The following is a 15,684-nucleotide window of genomic DNA, read 5'->3' as shown; positions in this document are numbered from 1 at the left end:
TCAGCTAACAGGAGCAGCAGTGGGTATGGTGGCAGGTGCAGCAAAGCAGCCACTTGTTTATACTGATGATTTAACGAACCGTCACGAATGCTATTGGGATGGTGTGAGGCGCACCCCGTCAGTTAGCGCTGGCGGGGCCGTCTATATGATTAGCGGTTCGGGCTTTTACTTGTCTTTAATTTGACTTACTTCCCACTTTATTTATTTCGCTTGTAATGTAATTGAGCTAATCCTGTTTCAAAAGATTTTGCACTTACAAATTCAAGCTTTTGTTCAGGTCTGCCGTCTTTGAAAAGTCTTGTCCCGTTACCAACCAAAATAGGAATAACGGAAATTATGAACTCATCTATTAAATCGTGCTGCAGAAGTTCATTTATAATTTCTGCTCCTCCGTCACAATAAATGTTTTTACCGCTTTCTGATTTTAGTCGTTGAACTAACTCACTCAGTTCTCCTGTGTAAAATATTGTTCTACCTGTTCTCGGTCTTTCAGTCCTTGTAATTACATACACGTCTCTTTGTCCGTTGTCGTAATGGGAAGCCCCAATTTCTCTCATTACATAATCATAGGTTTTTCTTCCAAGAATTATGGTGTCAATATTTGCGGTAAATTCTGTGTAACCGTAATCTTCCCCTTCCTTGTCCACTAAACTCAAAAAACTAAGGTCGTCATTTGGTTTTGCGATGTAGCCGTCTAAGCTTGTCGCTATAAAAAGGGATAATTTTCGCATTGCTGTTTATTTCTTATCTGTCTGTATCGTGTTGTAGAGTTGTCTTTTAGCTTAACCGCTAACGGTACTATCAAACAACATTACACCCGCTATCCTCCCACTACAGGAACATAAACGGAGTAACCTGACCGAATATACTAAAAATCCAGGTGAGTTGTGCCGGCAGAAGGCTTGGAATTGTGCACTGCACCTGCCACCACAGCCACTGCTCCTCAGAATATCAATAACTCGCCTCGTCCAGCTTCACCTTGCCTTTAAAAGTCCAGAACACGAAGGTGGTGTAGATGGCAACAAGCGGAACACCGATGGCGGCAAAGGTCAGCATAATGCCCAGCGATTTGGTGGAGGCAGCTGAGTTGTAAACGGTAAGGGTGTAGGCCGGGTCGAGGGTGGACACCACGATGCTCGGGTACAGCTCCACGGCCACCAGTATCAGCAGCAGCGCCAGCGTTACCCCCGACGACACAAAGGCATAAATGTACCTGCGCTTCGTAATCTGGCGGGTAATATTGGCAACGGCCAGTACCATGAGTGCCGGAATCAGGAACAGCCACTGGTTTTCGCGGATGGTGTTGGTGAGTTGCGGAATGTAGATGAGCGTGTACATGGTGAGCAGGATGACGCAGAGCGAGAAGAAGATGGTGGTATTCCGCACCAGGATGGTGAGCTTGGCATACAGCCGGTCCTCCGTCTTCATTACCAGGTAAATAGCCCCGTGCATCATGAAAAGCGCCAGCGTGGTAATGCCAACCATAATGGCGTAGGGGTTGAGGAAGTACAGCCAGTGCCCGGTAAAGTTACCTTCTTTGTCAATCGGGATGCCCTGCAGCAGGTTGCCCAGGATGAGGCCCAGCAGGAAGCCGAGGGTGGCGCTGGAGAGGGAGTAGGATACATCCCACATGCGGCGCCACCAGGCCATGGGCTCCTTGCTCCGGAACTCAATCGAAATCGCCCGCAGGATAATCATCATCAGGAAGAGCATGAACGGGAGGTAAAAAGCCGAAAAGACCGAGGCATACACTTTCGGGAAGCCGGCAAACAGCACCCCTGCTCCAATCACGAGCCACACCTCGTTGCCGTCCCACACCGGGCCGATGGCGTTGAGGGCGATGCGGCGGCTCTGCTCTTTCCGGAAGAACAGGTGCAGTGCCCCGGCCCCCAGGTCAAAGCCGTCGAGGATAGCGTAGCCGGTAAAAACGCCGCCCATTACTAAAAACCACCAGGTCGGATAGTCGATGTTCAGAAAAGTTTCCATAACTGTTATTTTATGTTGCGCCTGCTATTTCTTGTCCCATTTTGAAGGGGGCGTTTCATTCTAGCTTTCTGCTTTTCAAAAAGAAAAATAAAAGTAAATGTCATTTCGAACGCAGTGAGAAATCTGGGTTATTTCAAGCATTTGTGTCTGTCCCAGATTTCTCACTGCGTTCGAAATGACACAGAATATTAAAATGAAACGGCCCTGCCCTTCAAAAGGAGACTTTCCCAGCTGATGCACTTTTTATTTATGTCTGTAACTATTTGCTTCCAAGTTGAGCGGCCATGGATTCCTGCAACGGGTTATGCTCGAAGTCGTGCTTGTCGTAAGGGCCGTGCTGAATTTTTTTGTTGAGCAGGTAAATGAACAGCGCGAACAGCAGCGTGTAAATAAAGGCGAACATAATCAGCGAAGACAGTACCTGCTCCGCCGTTACCGCCTTCGAGAGCGCGTCCGAAGTTCGCAGGTGTCCGTACACCACCCACGGCTGCCGGCCTGTTTCGGCGGCAAACCAGCCGGCCTGGTTGGCCAGCTGCGGCAGAATCACGCCCCACATAAACAGGTGCAGCAGCCAGCGCTGCTGGAAAAGTTTGCCTTTCCACCAGAGGTAGCAGGCAAAGAGGGTGAGGGCAATCAAAAACATGCCGATGGCAATCATGAGGTGGTAAGTCTGGAACACGATGTTGAGCGAACCGGGCCGGTCTTCGGGTTTAAAGGCATTGAGTCCGGTAATGGGCGTCTCGAAATCCTGGTGCGTTAAAAAGCTGAGGCCGCCGGGGATGGCGAGGCCAACGGTGCGTTGTTTTTCCTTGTCGATGTAGCCGAACAAATACATATCGGCAGGAGCGGAAGCTTCGAAGTGGCCTTCCATGGCGGCCAGTTTAGCGGGCTGGTGCTCGGCCACCACCTCCGCCGACAGGTGCCCCAGGAAGAGCTGCAGCACGGAACTGGCCGTGGTAACCACCAGCGCAATTTTAAAGGCGGCCTTGGCAAACTCGACGTGCTTGTGGCGGAGCAGGTAATAGGCACTGATGCTGAGCACCAGGAAAGCCCCGGCAATAAAAGCCCCTACCCACACATGCAGTATCCGCTCCACCGACGACGGGTTAAACACCATCGCCCAGAAATCGGTAATCTCTGCACGAGCCTCCATTCCCTCTCCTACAATGTGATAGCCCGCCGGCGTCTGCTGCCACGAGTTGGCCACCACAATCCAGATAGCCGAGAACATCGAGCCCAGGAACACCATCACGGTAGAGAAGAAGTGGACGCGGGGGCTGACCTTGTTCCAGCCAAAGAGCAGAATACCAAGGAACCCCGATTCGAGGGCAAAAGCAAAAATACCCTCTGCCGCCAGCGCACTTCCAAACACGTCGCCTACGTAGCGGGAGTAGGTGGCCCAGTTGGTGCCGAACTCAAACTCCATCACAATGCCCGTGGCTACGCCGATGCCAAAAATGAGAGCAAATATTTTAATAAAGAAGCGGGTCAGGTCTTCGTAGAGCTTGTTGCCGGTGCGCAGGTAAGTGCCTTCCATAATAACCAGCACCAGCCCCAGGCCAATGCTCAGCGGCGGGTAGATGTAATGGAATGCAATGGTAAAGGCAAACTGAATGCGGGAGAGAATTTCAACATCCATGGCAGGTTGTTTTAGGGTGAAAAAGGATTGCCGGCAGCAGGCGGTTCCGGTTCAGCCACGACTAAAATACAACCAGAGCCACTTACTGTCAACGCTGTTTTGAGAAGCTAAAATTAACTAACAAAAGCGGGAATTCCTTTTGATCCCGGCGCTTTATTTGACCGTTACTTATTTTGTCAGAATCACGGATTTGTTGGATTACACAGATGGCACAGATTTTTTTGGATGATATAAACCTTATTAATTATCAGGCATAGTACGGGCAGCAAAATCCGTAAAATCCTTAAATCCGTTGAATCCGTGATTCTGAAAAAAAGAAGCCTTACCTTTGCAAACTGCTTTTGCCGTACATACACCTAAAAAGCGCACTGCACCTGTTACCATAGCCACACATGAAGTTCGAAGACTACCGCATCTCGCCCGAAATAAAAAAGAGCCTGGAAAAACTGGGTTTTAAGAAGCCGACGGATATCCAGTACAAAGCCATTGCGCCCATTCTGAAGGGGGAGGATGTGCTGGCCATCGCCCAGACAGGTACCGGCAAAACAGCAGCCTTTGCCATTCCGGTGATCGACATGCTGCATGTGCGCAAGAGCTCCAAACGCTCCAACGGCATAAAGTGCATCGTGATGGCGCCGACGCGCGAGCTGGCCCTGCAACTGACGGAGGTGTTCGAACAGATTGGCCGCCACACCCGCGTCAAGACCTTCTGCGTGTTCGGCGGGGTGGAGCAGGGGCCGCAGATAGCCAAACTGGAAGCAGGCATCGACATCCTGGTGGCTACGCCCGGTCGCCTGTTCGACCTCGTAAGCCAGGGCTATATCCAGCTGGATAGGGTAGAGGTGCTGATACTCGATGAAGCGGACCATATGCTCGACCTGGGCTTTATCCACGACATCCGCCAGCTGATCCGCCACCTGCCCCGCAAGCGCCAGACACTGTTCTTCTCGGCCACCATCAACGAAACCATCAAGGAACTGGCTTACTCGCTCGTGAACAAACCGGTGCGCATCCAGGTGTCGCCCAAAGACCCGGTAGCCAAAAACGTAGACCATTCCGTGATGTACGTGGACATGGACGACAAGCGCTTCTTCCTGGAGCGGGTGGTAAAGGAGAACCCCGATAAAAAGATACTGGCTTTTGTGCGCACGCAGGTGCGGGCCGAGCGGGTGGTAAAAGCCATGGAACGCGTAGGCATTGAGGCCGCCAGCATCCACGGCGGCAAAGAGCAACGCGACCGGACAGACGTGATGAAGCGCTTCAAAAGCGGCGCCGTAAAGCTGCTGGTGGCAACGGATGTGAGTGCCCGCGGCATCGACATTCCCGGCGTGGAGTACGTGGTGAACTACGACCTGCCCGACCAGCCCGAAAACTACGTGCACCGCGTTGGCCGTACCGGCAGAGGCACCCAGAAAGGCATCGCCGTCAGCTTCTGCAGCCCCGAAGAAAAACCCATCCTCGACGAGATACAGCAATACCTCACCAAAGACATCAAAGTACTGGAAGTAGACAAAGAAGACTACGAAGCCACCATCGACTTCTCCGCCGACGCCAAATACGACTGGCGCGCCCTTATGAAGGAAGCAGAGGAAGGGGAGGCTGCTGCTAAAAAGAAAAAAGGGAAGAAGAAGCGGTAAAAATTTTCTGTAAGGCTAACCAGAAGGTGTTATGTTGGCATATGCAATTGTCCGTTTACTTGCTATTACGTTAGTAATTGTTCCAATATGTACAGGCTTGTTCTGGGCTTTAATTGCGAAGTTAACACCACCTAGTCAAGTGACTTCCTTTGGCTCTTATTGGTATCTGGGATGGGGCTATACCCTCTTTGCATTTACCTGGTCCTATTTAGTATTTGTGTTAATTCCTTACAGTCTGCTTTATGTTAATACGAAGCTGAATTCAGGCTCTATACTTATCAAGTTTGTTGTCTTTTATGCATTGATGTTAGTAATGGGCGTATTATTGCCTTATGCGTCCGTTATTGGTCTTTTTACATCATCACATCGCTATCCAAACATATTTATACTATACTTGTTACTTACCCTTACCATCTGCCCCTTATGTAACTACTTCCTGAATAAAATTGTCAGGAGGAAGCAGCTAGAGAAGGAGCATCTCTGAATGGGCTTAGTTTGATTTGGCACGTCAGACTTTCCTTACCCTCTCCAGCAACTGCTCCACCCAAAAAATCAGAAACAGCGCCAGCAGGTTAATGCCCAGGAACTTCTCGCCGGTGGCGGTGCCGAAGTCGAAGCGGAAGGAGGAGAGGGCGAGGCGGAACTTAAAGGTCCAGGAGCCGGTCAGGTCGAAGCCGAGACCGATGCGCAGGCCCGCTACGTACTGGAAGCTGTAGGCCCCGAAGCTGAAGTAGATAACCTGCAGCACCTGGTTGAGGAGCGAAAGCCGCAGGCCCCGCAGCGGGTTGCGTAGCAGCAGGCTGCCGCAAATAATAGAGAAAACAAAAAGCGCGGTAGCAAAAAGTGAAATCCGCAGGGCAGACTGGTCGATTATCACTTCGCCGCTAAAAAGCACCCAAACCGTAAGCGCGATGCCCAATAGCCCGCCGATGATCTGGTACAGGCTAAGAGCGAGGAGTTGATTTTTGATGCGGCTGTTCAAATGTTTAATACTACAGTAACTGTTCAGGTAGCAAAGGTAAGCTGCGTAAAGCCGTTATCAAACGCTTTGGTGGTGGTTCTGTTCATTTTTGCCTCCTGCACGCCATGTGCAAACAGCGGGATGCCTTTGCCCAAAAGAACCGGGATATAAGTGAGGATAATCTCATCGAGCAGGCCCGTATTCAGTACCAGCGTGTTCAGTTGCCCGCCGCCAATCAGCCAGATATCCTGCCCCGGACCCTCCTTCAGCTTCCGGAGAAATTCTACCGCATCTTCTTTTACATACGCTGCGAACTCCGTGTCCTGGTGGCTCTTGTTCCTGCTGAAGACGTAGTTCTTTTTGTCGGGGTAGGGGAAGGGCATGTCAAGGCCAAGTACGGTCTGGTAAGTGGTGTGGCCCATCAGGGTGGTGTCGACTGTTTGGAGGAAGCTGCTGTAACCAAAATCTTCGCCAGGAATGGTATACGCTTCATCGTGCAGCCAGTCGATGTTGCCATCGGGGCGGGCAATGTAGCCGTCGAGGCTGGCAGCGATGTAGAGCACGATTTTGCGCATAATTCAGGGAAGTTAAAAGTGGGTTACTTTATAGTAAACTTAATGGGTATCATAATCTTGGTTCTGACCGGTTTCCCATCTATTCTGGCAGGCACCCACTCATCCGGGATTAATGTTACTACTCTTAAGGCTTCCTGATCCATGCTGTGATAAAGTCCTTTTTCTACCTTTTCGTTAACAATTGCCCCCGTTTCTGTAATTTCAGCACTTATATTTACAACTCCTGATATGCCTGCGTTGATGGCATCCCGGGGGTACTTAATATTTATAGCCACAATGCCGAATACACCGGCATCTCCGGTTATATAAAACGGCTGCTGATCAACAGGGGCCTCTGCAAATCCATTTTCGGTTAATACTTTCAGCTTTTTGCAGAACGAAGATCCTTTCGATACTTTCAGGTACTTATTTTCTTCAAAGTCAAACTGCATATCCAACTGCCCATTAGCCCGGTAATAAGACCAAACCCCCACAGGTTTGCTTGCCGCATACTGGCCGGCTACCCGCCAGGCCGGCTTGCCAACCATTTCGTACGGCCCGTGCTTCACCGAGTAATCATCGCGCAAAACTGTGTATTTCTCAGTACAAAAGTGATTGGTTGTAGCCACTTTCTTGATTTTAGGCGGCGCTTCCTGAGCCGGTGCAAATGTGCAGGCAAACAGCATTAACAGAAGTGTAAGCAGAAATTTCATGGGTAGTGCTATAAGGGTTCTTTGCAAATGTTTTTTTGATAAAGTATGATAATTTTTAGCAGAAATTCAAATTAATAAAGTGTCTGCGCAAAAAAATTAAGCTCCACCAGTGCTACCGTCGCTTCCTTTCTGCAGCCGGTAGTGGTAGAAGCTGTAAAAGACTTCTGCTGCAGCCACCACAGCCTGTCCTCCTGTACGAACTCTACTTTCTTAACATTTTGATAACATTGGAATAACAGAGAGGTAATACGGTCTTAATAGTTTTGCAGCGTGATTCAGTAGCATAGTGGTTTCAGGCTGCAAATGTGAAGCACTTGAGTCACAGATTAAACTTCAGTCTGACTAACTGAAAATTTTTCTGTGAGCTGTGTTACTGAGACAAAGAAGGATTATTTCTCACCTAAACCTTTATATTATCGTGAACTTAAAACTCACAAAGGCGGCCTTTTTGCTGCTCCTGACATTGTTTTGTGCTCATTATGCGCAGGCGCAAAGTGTAAACAAATCAAGATTTGGAAAAGGGTTGCAATTTATCGCTGCAGATTCCTCTTTTAGCTTAAAATTCAGCACACGTTTCCAGACGCTCTACCAGACTATAAAAAGTGAAGGTTCCGACGATTGGAACGATCGCATGATGATTCGCAGGGCCCGTCTTAAATTCGATGGCTTTGTGTATTCTCCAAAAATAGAATATAAGATAGAACTTGGCCTGAGTAACCGTGACATCGGTAGTGATAACCTGGATCAGTTCAATAATGCGGATAACATCATCCTCGATGCGGTAGCCAAATGGCAGATGACGCCCACCCTGGCACTTTGGGCCGGACAGACAAAACTTCCCGGAAATCGTGAGCGGGTTGTTTCTTCTCAAAAACTTCAGCTCGTAGACCGAAGCCTGCTTAATTCAGAATTTAACTTGGATCGTGACATAGGTCTGCAGTTACACAACGAGCACCAGATAGGCGGTGTCGTGTTGCGCGAAATTGGTGCTGTGTCGATGGGCGAAGGGCGCGATGTGACTTCTGTAAACGAAGGTGGTTATGGGTATACTGCCCGTGTAGAAGTGTTGCCTTTTGGTAACTTTGAAAGTGAAGGCGATTATGTAGGCGGCGACCTGGCACGCGAAGAAACACCAAAACTGTCGCTGGCAGCTTCTTACGACTTTAACGACAATGCCACACGTTCACGCGGACAGTTAGGAAGCTTCCTGAGCGGCCAGCGCGACCTGCGCACCTGGTTTGTGGACGCCATGTTCAAATACGAAGGCTTTTCGGCTATGGCAGAGTATGCCGACCGTAAAGCAGCCGATGCAAGCCCGGTGGTAAGCTACGACGGTAATTCTGTAGACGAGACATTCGTAACCGGCGAAGCTTTTAACGTGCAGGCAGGATACCTGCTGCAGAGTAACTGGGAAGTAGCAGGACGTTACACTACCTTCGATCCAACAAACGTAACCGGCATAAACAATGAGAAGCAGTACACGTTTGGGCTTTCGAAATACATTGTTGGCCATAGCCTGAAAGTACAGGGCGATGCCACGCTTATCAGGGAGCAAAACAGAGCCGACAGCTATATGTTCAGGCTGCAGATGGAGGTAGCGCTGTAACGGCAGCTGACGGAACAATTTGCAAATCTGAAAGATACGGTTCTCTTAAAAAAGCACTCCGGATAAAAAAGATAACTCCTGTATAGAAAAAACAGTATATCGGCTGTAGACACTTTATTACAACAGGAACATTCTCAACTAAATCAGTATCAATCACAAACAACTAACCAGATGTTTACTATCAGGCTTACCTATTCAAAGCTCAATGCAGCTATATTGCTAAGCGGCGCCCTCCTGATCAGCGCTTGTGGCGGTGGCGGTTCCGAAACAGAAGGAGCAGAAAGCGACCTTTCCGGCAGCATCCAGATCGATGGTTCCTCTACGGTTTATCCTATCACAGAGGCGGTAGCCGAAGAATTCAGGGCGGAAGCGCCAGACGTGAAAGTAACAGTGGGCGTGTCGGGTACAGGTGGCGGCATGAAGAAATTTACCCGCGGCGAGATTGATATCGTGGATGCATCCCGCACCATAAATGAAGCCGAATCTAAACTGGCCCAGGAAAATGGTATTTCCTTTATCGAGCTTCCTGTGGCCTACGACGGCCTGACAGTGGTGGTGCACCCTGAAAACGACTGGGTAAAAGACATTACCGTAGCCGAGCTGAAGAAGATATGGGAGCCGGAGGCACAAGGTACCATCAAGAAATGGAACCAGATACGTCCGGAATGGCCTGACAAGGAAATTCACCTGTATGGCGCCGGTGTAGAGTCTGGTACGTACGATTACTTTACCGAAGCGATTGTAGGAAAAAGCCACGCCAGCCGCGGCGACTACACCGCCAGCGAAGACGACAACGTGCTGGTGCAGGGCGTATCGACCGACCCGCTCGCCCTTGGCTTCTTTGGGTATGCCTATTACGAAGAGAACAAAGGCAAACTGAAAGCAGTACCTGTAAACGACGAAGACGAAAGCAATGGCAGTGGCGCTATTCTGCCCTCGCTGGAAACGGTAAAAGATGGCTCGTATGCTCCGCTCTCCCGTCCGTTGTTTATTTATGTAAACTCCAAGGCTGCCGAAAGACCGGAAGTGGTAGAGTTTGTAAACTTTTACCTGGACAATGCCGGCGAATTAAGCCAGGAAGTAGGTTACATTCCGATGCCTGCCGAGCTTTATGAAGAGCAGAAGCAGAAGTTTGAGCAGTTTGCAACGGGCAACAAGCAAGCGCAGTAACATATACTTGGTTTTAACTAAATACAGGTATGGCTCCCTTTGCGTAGCCATACCTGTATTTACATAATAAAGAGCAGCATCTTGAGAGTAACAGAAAAAATTGTCGAGGGCTTGTTGTGGTTATCGGCCATCATCACCATCCTGGTTACCCTGGGTATCATCTGGGTTCTGTTATCAGAATCTGTCTCCTTTTTCAGCGAAGTTTCCATCATCGAGTTCCTCACCGAAAAAGAGTGGACTCCGCTATTTGCAGATAAGAAATTTGGCATACTGCCCCTGGTGGCCGGTACGTTGCTCACCACCATTATCGCCATTGCGGTTGCCTTGCCCATAGGATTAACTATTGCCATTTACCTCAACGAGTACTCCCATGCCCGGATGCGCCAGATCGTTAAGCCGATGCTCGAGATACTGGCAACCATTCCTACGGTAGTGTATGGCTTTTTTGCGCTGACGGTGGTAACGCCTTTCCTGCAGAACTTCTTTCCGAACATGGCCGGTTTTAACGCCCTTTCTGCCGGTATCGTCATGGGTATCATGATTATTCCCATGATTTCCTCGCTCAGCGAAGATGCCATCAGTGCTGTGCCGCGCTCGTTGCGGGAAGCGGCCTACGGCATGGGGTCTACCCGTTTGCAGACTGCTTTCGGTGTCATGGTGCCTGCCGCTTCGTCGGGTATTGTGGTGTCGGTGATCCTGGCTATTTCGCGGGCTGTGGGGGAGACGATGATTGTGGCCATTGCCGCCGGTCAGCAGCCGCGCCTTACCATGAACCCGCTCGTGCCCATCGAAACCATTACCACTTACATTGTGCAGGTGAGTTTGGGCGACGTGCCGCATGGCTCGCTGGAGTACAAAACCATTTTTGCAGCAGGTATCACCTTATTTGTGTTCACCTTCGCCCTCAACAACCTCAGCTTCTGGATTAAGAAGAAATACCAGGAAAAATATGACTAACTCCGACCTCAACAGATACAAAGACAAAGCCTTTCAGGTGTTCGGCATTTTCTGCACCTTTATAGGCCTGGTAGTACTGGCAATTTTCCTGATTGGCATCCTGATTGACGGGCTGGGCCGGATAGACTGGGACTTTCTGGTTAGCCTTCCTTCCCGCAGGGCCAGTCGTGCCGGTATCCTGACCGCCTGGGCCGGAACCCTCTGGATACTCGTGCTCACGACCATTATTGCTTTCCCTTTAGGTGTGGCAGCGGGGGTGTACCTGGAAGAATATGCCCGCAAAACAAAGCTGGCTAACTTCCTGGAGATAAACATTGCCAACCTGGCCGGTGTGCCCTCCATTATTTACGGGTTGCTGGGGCTGGAGATTTTCGTGCGGCAGATGAAGCTTGGTCCCAGTTTGCTGGCCGGCGCCCTCACGCTGTCGCTGCTCATCCTGCCCATCGTAATCGTAACCACGCGCGAGGCCATTAAAGCAGTGCCCCGCAGCATCCGGGAGGCTTCTTTTGCACTGGGAGCCTCGAAGTGGCAAACCATCTGGAACCAGGTACTTCCGGCTTCTTTCGGCGGCATCCTGACCGGGGTGATCCTGGCCTTGTCGCGGGCGGTGGGCGAAGCCGCTCCCCTGATCGTGATCGGGGCGCTGGCCTATGTACCCTTCACGCCTTCGAGCCCGCTGGACGAATTTACCGTGTTGCCTATCCAGATCTTTAACTGGACCTCCAGGCCACAGGCAGCTTTTTTAACCAATGCCGCCGCCGCCATTATTGTTTTATTATTGATTACATTTTTGCTGAACGGAATTGCCGTATACTTGCGCAACAGACAGCAGAAGAAAGTTAAGTGGTAAGCACATACTCATGAGCAAAAAAGAACCTAAGCTAGAGGCAAGAGAGCTCAATGCCTATTATGGCGATTTTCATGCCCTTAAAAATATCAGTCTCGCCATGGAAGAGAAACATGTCACGGCCTTTATCGGACCTTCCGGCTGTGGCAAGTCTACCTTCCTGCGCACCCTTAACCGGATGAACGACTACGTGGAAGGCTTCCGGGTAGAGGGCGATGTGCTGCTCGACGGCAGAGACATATATGACAAAAACATACGGGTAGATGAACTCCGGAAAGAAGTAGGTATGGTGTTTCAGAAACCAAATCCTTTCCCGAAAAGTATTTTCGAAAATGTGGTGTACGGGCTAAAGATACAAGGCGTTAAAAACAAAGCCGTGCTGCAGGAAGCTGCAGAAAAGTCGTTGCGGCAGGCGGCGCTCTGGGACGAGGTGAAAGATAAACTGAACAAATCAGCCCTGGCCCTGTCGGGGGGGCAGCAGCAACGGTTGTGTATTGCCCGGGCGCTGGCCATTTCGCCCTCCGTGTTGCTCATGGATGAACCTGCTTCTGCCCTGGATCCTATTTCCACAGCCAAGATTGAGGAACTGATCTATGAACTGAAGAAAGATTATACGATTGTGATTGTAACGCACAACATGCAGCAGGCCGGGCGTGTGAGCGACTACACCGCATTCTTTTATATTGGGGAGCTGGTAGAATTTTCCAAAACCAAGGCCATGTTTACCAGTCCGAAAGATACGCGTACACAAAATTACATTACGGGCCGTTTCGGGTAAGTAATAATACTATGTGAAATTTCGTATACTTATAAATTCTCACCCAATAAAATTGCAGCATGTCGCATATAGATATAGAACTAACCAAAGTTAAAACCAAGCTGATGGAGATGTGGGACCTGGTAGAGTACCAGCTCCAGAGCGGACGCGAGGCCATGAACAACGTTGACCTGGAACTGGCTAAGAAGATAATAAAGCTGGGGCGAAAGGTGAACAACTACGACGTGAAGATAGACCGCATGTGCGAAAATATTTTTGCGCTATTCACTCCTGTTGCCGTAGACCTGCGCGTGCTGCTGGCCATCCTGAAAATAAATGCCAACCTCGAGCGTATCGGCGACACCGCAGAAGGCATTGCCCAGTTTGTGCAACGAATGGATAAGCAACTTCCTGCAGACCTGGTTGCCCAGACGCGGGTGCAGGAGATGTACGAGGAAGCGCTGGTCATGCTGGCTGAATGCCGCGTAGCGTTTAGCAACAACGATACCGACCTGGCAAAGGCCCTGATCAAACGCGATAAAATGCTCAACAGCATCTACCGCCAATCCGACAGCATTATTGTCACCTTCATCCGCGACAATCCCGATAGTGTGAAAGACGGCCTGACGCTGCTCCCCATCATTAAAAAGCTTGAGCGTGTAGGCGACCAGATTACCAACATAGCCGAAGAAATCATCTTCTACCGCGATGCCAAGGTGATTAAGCACAAAGAAAAGAAAAAGAAAAAGAAGAAGGATGATGAGAACCAGCCTCCGGAGGCGTGATGGTGATGAGCTGATTTTTCAATGGATGAATTGTTGAGTTGCAATAGCGGCCGGCAAAAGGAGAAGCATGGGTTTAAGCTCGTGCTTTTTTTGTGCCCGCAGCTTACGGAAGCAGCAGTGGCTGTGGTGGCAGGTGCAGAAAAGTTCCTCCACCCATTTGCACATCAGCACATGAACCAATTAGCACATTAATTTTCGAAACCAGCATTTTGTGTTGTAACTTTGCAAAAAAATTTAAAACCGTGCTGTTTAAAGAGGTTTTACACTTAATGCGGAAGGATTTTGTGCTGGAGTTGCGGCAGAAGTATGCCTTTAACGGTATGCTGCTGTATGTGAGTAGTACGGTATTTGTGTGTTACCTGAGTTTTGGGCTGCGCTCCAATGTGCTTACCGTGCCGGTCTGGAATGCGGTACTCTGGATTATTCTGCTGTTTACCTCCGTAAATGCCATTGCCAAAAGCTTTATGCAGGAGAACCGGGGGCGGCTGCTCTACTTTTATTCCATTGTGAGTCCGCAGGGCGTGATACTGGCCAAAATCCTGTACAATGCCTGCCTGATGCTGGTGCTGGCGCTCATCTGCTTTGTGTTTTACGGCTTTGTGCTGGGCAACCCGGTGCAGGATGTGCCCATGTTTTTACTGTCGCTGCTCCTGGGTGCTATCGGCTTCTCCACCTCCCTTACCATGATTTCGGGTATTGCCTCGAAGGCCGCCAACAGCAGCACCCTGATGGCCGTGCTCAGCTTTCCGGTTATCGTGCCGATGCTGCTCATGCTCATCAAGATGTCTAAAAACGCGCTTGATGGGCTGGACCGGAGCGCCAGTCTCGACGAACTGCTTACCCTGCTCGCTATAAACATGATCGTGGTAACGGTTTCTTACATCTTATTCCCGTACCTTTGGCGCAGCTAAGGCAGGTGTTCTTTGTGTAATGGTAAAACTGAAAGAAAAAATTGAAAGCGCTGCTGATTTATAATAACAACGGCTGACAAAGCCAGAAGAATAGTAAAATGAAAAACAACTGGTGGAAAATTTTAACGGTGCTGCTGCTGGTATTTACAGTAGTGGCCGGCATGTTGTCTGATGTGCCCCGCCTGGCTATCCTGAACGAGACTATCCGTAACCTGTATTTCCATGTGCCCATGTGGTTCGGGATGATCCTTATCCTGCTGGTGTCGGTGGTGTATTCTATCCGTTACCTTCGTAACCCCACCATCAAAAACGATATTTTTGCTTATGAAGCTGCCAAAGTAGGCATCCTGTTTGGTGTGCTGGGCATTATCACGGGCATGGAGTGGGCGAAATTTACGTGGGGCGAGTACTGGAGCAACGATCCGAAACAGAACGGAGCAGCCATTGGCCTGCTTATTTACTTTGCTTACCTGGTGCTGCGCAGTTCTTTTGCCGAGCAGCAGCAGCGCGCCCGCATCAGTGCCGTGTACAACATCTTTGCCTTTGCCGCTCTTATTCCGTTGCTGTTTATCCTGCCGCGCCTCACCGACTCGCTGCACCCCGGTAGCGGCGGCAACCCCGGCTTTAATGCCTACGACCTCGACAACCGCCTGCGCCTGGTGTTCTACCCGGCCGTGCTCGGCTGGACCCTGCTGGGCATCTGGATAGTGAATGTGAAATCAAGATTTGAAATACTGAGACAACGCATATATGAAAATGTTTAGAATACTGGTGCTCTGGTGCCTGTTGCTTGGTGCTACTATGGGTCTGAACAATGTTCAGGCACAACCGGAGCAAAACGGTGGCACCACCATTATAGCAGAACCGGAAGTAGAAATGGCCGACACCCTGCGCCAGGACGGCAAAATATACGTGGTGGTAACCGTGCTGCTGACCGTGTTGGGAGGCGTACTGGTCTACCTCATCTCCCTGGATCGCAAAGTAAGCCGGCTGGAGAAAGAAGTTAAAAGTTTGGGAGTTTAGGAGTTAGAGAGTTTAGGAGTTAGAGAGGTAGAGAGGTAGAAATTTCGGAATTTTTGTAGGGGTTGAAGATTTTCAACCCTGTAACAGAGAGGTGGAGAGGTTGGGGGGATGGCTGTAGAGCCGCGGTGCCCGCGTCTC

Annotated in this window: 16 protein-coding genes; 10 read left to right on the top strand and 6 right to left on the bottom strand. The window is 49.9% G+C overall.

Annotation, left to right across the window (positions count from 1 at the left end; translation table 11 throughout):
- Nucleotides 1-197: 197 nt before the first annotated feature.
- The 3 genes from DCW36_RS05685 to DCW36_RS05675 all read right to left on the bottom strand — a co-directional run bounded on the left by DCW36_RS05685 (nt 198) and on the right by DCW36_RS05675 (nt 3,625).
- Entirely contained in the window at nt 198-731 is a 534-nt protein-coding gene (locus DCW36_RS05685) for a dihydrofolate reductase family protein (RefSeq protein WP_114777389.1), read from the bottom strand.
- A 220-nt stretch (nt 732-951) separates the two neighbouring features.
- On the bottom strand, nt 952-1,986 hold the full coding sequence (gene cydB / locus DCW36_RS05680) for a cytochrome d ubiquinol oxidase subunit II (RefSeq protein WP_114777388.1): 1,035 nt from the start codon (nt 1,984-1,986) through the stop codon (nt 952-954).
- Nucleotides 1,987-2,245: 259 nt separating this feature from the next.
- On the bottom strand, nt 2,246-3,625 hold the full coding sequence (locus DCW36_RS05675; RefSeq protein ID WP_114777387.1) for a cytochrome ubiquinol oxidase subunit I: 1,380 nt from the start codon (nt 3,623-3,625) through the stop codon (nt 2,246-2,248).
- Between the two features lie 392 nt (nt 3,626-4,017).
- Here DCW36_RS05675 and DCW36_RS05670 point away from each other — a divergent pair, with 392 nt between their 5' ends.
- Nucleotides 4,018-5,262, top strand: a complete 1,245-nt coding sequence (locus tag DCW36_RS05670) for a DEAD/DEAH box helicase (protein WP_114777386.1) — start codon at nt 4,018-4,020, stop codon at nt 5,260-5,262.
- Between the two features lie 508 nt (nt 5,263-5,770).
- Here the strand turns inward: DCW36_RS05670 and DCW36_RS05665 are convergent.
- From DCW36_RS05665 to DCW36_RS05655, 3 genes are read right to left on the bottom strand one after another with little or no spacing between them, the layout of a single operon-like run.
- A complete protein-coding gene (locus DCW36_RS05665; protein ID WP_114777385.1) occupies nt 5,771-6,244 on the bottom strand; it encodes a hypothetical protein in 474 nt (157 codons plus the stop codon).
- Nucleotides 6,245-6,267: 23 nt separating this feature from the next.
- Nucleotides 6,268-6,798 (bottom strand): dihydrofolate reductase family protein, encoded by a 531-nt coding sequence (locus DCW36_RS05660; protein WP_114777384.1) that lies wholly within the window; start codon nt 6,796-6,798, stop codon nt 6,268-6,270.
- A gap of 23 nt (nt 6,799-6,821) precedes the next feature.
- Nucleotides 6,822-7,364 carry an energy transducer TonB gene (locus tag DCW36_RS05655; RefSeq protein WP_164891041.1) on the bottom strand — a complete coding sequence of 181 codons (543 nt, stop codon included), beginning with the start codon at nt 7,362-7,364 and terminating at the stop codon, nt 6,822-6,824.
- Between the two features lie 544 nt (nt 7,365-7,908).
- Between DCW36_RS05655 and DCW36_RS05650 the strand changes: the two genes are divergently transcribed.
- The 9 genes from DCW36_RS05650 to DCW36_RS05610 all read left to right on the top strand — a co-directional run bounded on the left by DCW36_RS05650 (nt 7,909) and on the right by DCW36_RS05610 (nt 15,546).
- Nucleotides 7,909-9,096, top strand: a complete 1,188-nt coding sequence (locus DCW36_RS05650) for a porin (RefSeq protein ID WP_240676068.1) — start codon at nt 7,909-7,911, stop codon at nt 9,094-9,096.
- A 171-nt stretch (nt 9,097-9,267) separates the two neighbouring features.
- Nucleotides 9,268-10,266 (top strand): PstS family phosphate ABC transporter substrate-binding protein, encoded by a 999-nt coding sequence (locus DCW36_RS05645; protein WP_114777382.1) that lies wholly within the window; start codon nt 9,268-9,270, stop codon nt 10,264-10,266.
- 81 nt (nt 10,267-10,347) lie between these two features.
- Nucleotides 10,348-11,223, top strand: coding sequence for a phosphate ABC transporter permease subunit PstC (gene pstC, locus DCW36_RS05640; protein ID WP_114777381.1), 876 nt, complete (start codon nt 10,348-10,350; stop codon nt 11,221-11,223).
- Nucleotides 11,216-12,073: a phosphate ABC transporter permease PstA gene (gene pstA / locus DCW36_RS05635; protein WP_114777380.1), complete on the top strand. Its 858-nt coding sequence runs from the start codon at nt 11,216-11,218 to the stop codon at nt 12,071-12,073. The genes pstC and pstA overlap by 8 nt, the downstream gene beginning before the upstream one ends.
- 10 nt (nt 12,074-12,083) lie before the next feature.
- Nucleotides 12,084-12,848: a phosphate ABC transporter ATP-binding protein PstB gene (gene pstB / locus DCW36_RS05630; protein ID WP_114777379.1), complete on the top strand. Its 765-nt coding sequence runs from the start codon at nt 12,084-12,086 to the stop codon at nt 12,846-12,848.
- Nucleotides 12,849-12,907: 59 nt separating this feature from the next.
- The gene (gene phoU, locus DCW36_RS05625; protein WP_114777378.1) at nt 12,908-13,612 is read left to right on the top strand and encodes a phosphate signaling complex protein PhoU; all 705 of its coding nucleotides are present in this window, start codon (nt 12,908-12,910) and stop codon (nt 13,610-13,612) included.
- A gap of 269 nt (nt 13,613-13,881) precedes the next feature.
- Complete coding sequence (locus tag DCW36_RS05620; RefSeq protein ID WP_114777377.1) at nt 13,882-14,523, top strand: heme exporter protein CcmB; 642 nt, start codon at nt 13,882-13,884, stop codon at nt 14,521-14,523.
- Nucleotides 14,524-14,621: 98 nt separating this feature from the next.
- A complete protein-coding gene (gene ccsA, locus DCW36_RS05615; RefSeq protein ID WP_114777376.1) occupies nt 14,622-15,287 on the top strand; it encodes a cytochrome c biogenesis protein CcsA in 666 nt (221 codons plus the stop codon).
- The gene (locus tag DCW36_RS05610; protein ID WP_240676067.1) at nt 15,274-15,546 is read left to right on the top strand and encodes a CcmD family protein; all 273 of its coding nucleotides are present in this window, start codon (nt 15,274-15,276) and stop codon (nt 15,544-15,546) included. The genes ccsA and DCW36_RS05610 overlap by 14 nt, the downstream gene beginning before the upstream one ends.
- Nucleotides 15,547-15,684: the final 138 nt, after the last annotated feature.

The organism is Botryobacter ruber, assembly GCF_003347595.2.
GTDB lineage: Bacteria > Bacteroidota > Bacteroidia > Cytophagales > Hymenobacteraceae > Pontibacter > Pontibacter ruber_A.
Note: the sequence above shows the minus strand (reverse complement) of the source record. Positions and strands in the feature narration are given on the sequence as shown.

Coding starts and splice junctions, on each gene's coding strand:
- DCW36_RS05685 (WP_114777389.1), bottom strand. CDS start 731: ATGCGAAAATTATCCCTTTTTATAGCGACAAGCTTAGACGGCTACATC.
- cydB (WP_114777388.1), bottom strand. CDS start 1,986: ATGGAAACTTTTCTGAACATCGACTATCCGACCTGGTGGTTTTTAGTA.
- DCW36_RS05675 (WP_114777387.1), bottom strand. CDS start 3,625: ATGGATGTTGAAATTCTCTCCCGCATTCAGTTTGCCTTTACCATTGCA.
- DCW36_RS05670 (WP_114777386.1), top strand. CDS start 4,018: ATGAAGTTCGAAGACTACCGCATCTCGCCCGAAATAAAAAAGAGCCTG.
- DCW36_RS05660 (WP_114777384.1), bottom strand. CDS start 6,798: ATGCGCAAAATCGTGCTCTACATCGCTGCCAGCCTCGACGGCTACATT.
- DCW36_RS05645 (WP_114777382.1), top strand. CDS start 9,268: ATGTTTACTATCAGGCTTACCTATTCAAAGCTCAATGCAGCTATATTG.
- pstA (WP_114777380.1), top strand. CDS start 11,216: ATGACTAACTCCGACCTCAACAGATACAAAGACAAAGCCTTTCAGGTG.
- pstB (WP_114777379.1), top strand. CDS start 12,084: ATGAGCAAAAAAGAACCTAAGCTAGAGGCAAGAGAGCTCAATGCCTAT.
- phoU (WP_114777378.1), top strand. CDS start 12,908: ATGTCGCATATAGATATAGAACTAACCAAAGTTAAAACCAAGCTGATG.
- DCW36_RS05620 (WP_114777377.1), top strand. CDS start 13,882: ATGCGGAAGGATTTTGTGCTGGAGTTGCGGCAGAAGTATGCCTTTAAC.
- ccsA (WP_114777376.1), top strand. CDS start 14,622: ATGAAAAACAACTGGTGGAAAATTTTAACGGTGCTGCTGCTGGTATTT.
- DCW36_RS05610 (WP_240676067.1), top strand. CDS start 15,274: ATGAAAATGTTTAGAATACTGGTGCTCTGGTGCCTGTTGCTTGGTGCT.